Here is a 1,772-nt window from a genome sequence, read left to right as displayed (position 1 = left end):
TTTGGTAGAGGCTCAAGCGCTGTCGGTTGAAACTATCGACTCTAAGGTACTTAATTTAGCCCAACAAGATGTTGTGTGGGACAGTGTTAGTGAGTTGATTCAAGATGTGCCTAACCAAGATATGCAAGGCATTAACATCGTCGAGTTCGCCGAGAATGACGCGCAATTGCAGCAACAAAAAGTCGCTGCGCTGATTGACACTCTGTCTGCAGAAGGTATCAGCGAGCTTGGCGTGATTGGTTTTCAACACTGTGACGATTTACCCAGCATTAATGCCATTTACAACATGCGTAAAAAGGCCGTGGGCCTGTTGGGTAATACCGAAGGCGCAGCTAAGCCGGTTGCCTTTACCGAAGATACTTGTGTACCACCGGAGAACCTAGCTGATTTTATTGTTGAGTTTAGAGCCTTATTGGACCAGCAAGGTCTGCATTACGGCATGTTTGGCCATGTGGACTCTGGGGTATTACATGTACGTCCTGCGCTAGATCTGTGTGACCCGCAGCAAGAAATATTGATGCGAGAAATCTCCGATCAAGTGGTCGCTTTAACTGCTAAGTATAAAGGCTTGATGTGGGGCGAGCACGGTAAAGGCTTCCGCTCAGAATATGGGCCGGCCTTCTTCGGAGAAGAGTTGTTTGCCGAGTTGCGTAAAATCAAAGCAGCCTTCGACCCTAATAACCAGATAAACCCCGGTAAAATATGTACTCCGCTGCACAATGAAGAAGGCTTGGTTTCGGTTGATGGCACTAAACGTGGCCAATATGACCGACAAATTGCAGTAGAAGTTCGTGATAGCTATAAAAATGCCATGGAATGTAACGGCAACGGACTGTGTTTTAACTACGACACCGCCAGTCCCATGTGCCCGTCATTTAAGGCCACTGGCGATCGTCGTTTTTCACCTAAGGGTAGAGCCGGATTAATGCGTGAGTGGCTACGTCAGCTCGCCGCTTTACAGGTTGACCCTTTAGCGCAAGAGCAGAAGCTTAACTCTGGTGCCTTGGCGCCAGATTCTTGGTTGCTGAAAATCCGTAACACCATGGCTAAAGCTAAAGGTGAATACGATTATAGCCATGAAGTTTATGAAGCCATGCAAACCTGCCTAGCTTGTAAGGCCTGTACTACCGGCTGTCCTATTAAAGTGGATGTACCTACTTTCCGTTCGCGCTTTTTAAATATTTACCATGGCCGTTATTTGCGCCCAGTTAAAGATTACTTTGTTGCCTACGTAGAAAGCTATGCACCGCTCATGGCCAAGGCTCCAAGGCTATTTAACAGCCTAATGGAGCCTAAATGGATTAGTCAGTTAATCACAAAATTCATTGGCATGGTTGATATTCCTAGCTTGAGTTATCCCACGCTAGCTAAGCGTTTACCTGAAAGCTTAGTAAGCAAATATGATTTTAAAGCACTACAGGGTTTAACTGAGCAACAAAAACAAAAAACCGTATTGGTGGTGCAAGACCCATTCACAACCTTCTACGAAGCTGAACTGGTAGAGGATTTTGTTAAATTGGCTAAATTATTGGGAATTAATCCGGTGTTATTGCCGTTTAAGCCTAATGGCAAACCGCAACATATCAAAGGTTTCTTGAGCAAGTTTAATAAATCGGCGCAAACCAGTGCTGCTTTTCTTAATCAAGTCGCAGAGTTGGGTATCCCCATGGTAGGGGTGGAGCCTGCCTTAGTGCTGTGTTACCGCGACGAATACAAGCATGCCCTAGGTGAACAGCGTGGCGACTTTGAAGTGCAAGTGGTGCAGGAATGGC

The 1,772-nt window shown here is 46.0% G+C and carries 1 protein-coding gene; it reads left to right on the top strand.

Features of this window, described 5'->3' with window-relative positions:
* Window positions 1–1,772: FAD-linked oxidase C-terminal domain-containing protein (locus tag ACQY6Q_RS14540; protein WP_427982437.1), on the top strand; the 1,772-nt coding region annotated here is incomplete at both ends.

Source organism: Agarivorans sp., from assembly GCF_050295395.1.
GTDB lineage: Bacteria > Pseudomonadota > Gammaproteobacteria > Enterobacterales > Celerinatantimonadaceae > Agarivorans.
Note: the sequence above shows the minus strand (reverse complement) of the source record. Positions and strands in the feature narration are given on the sequence as shown.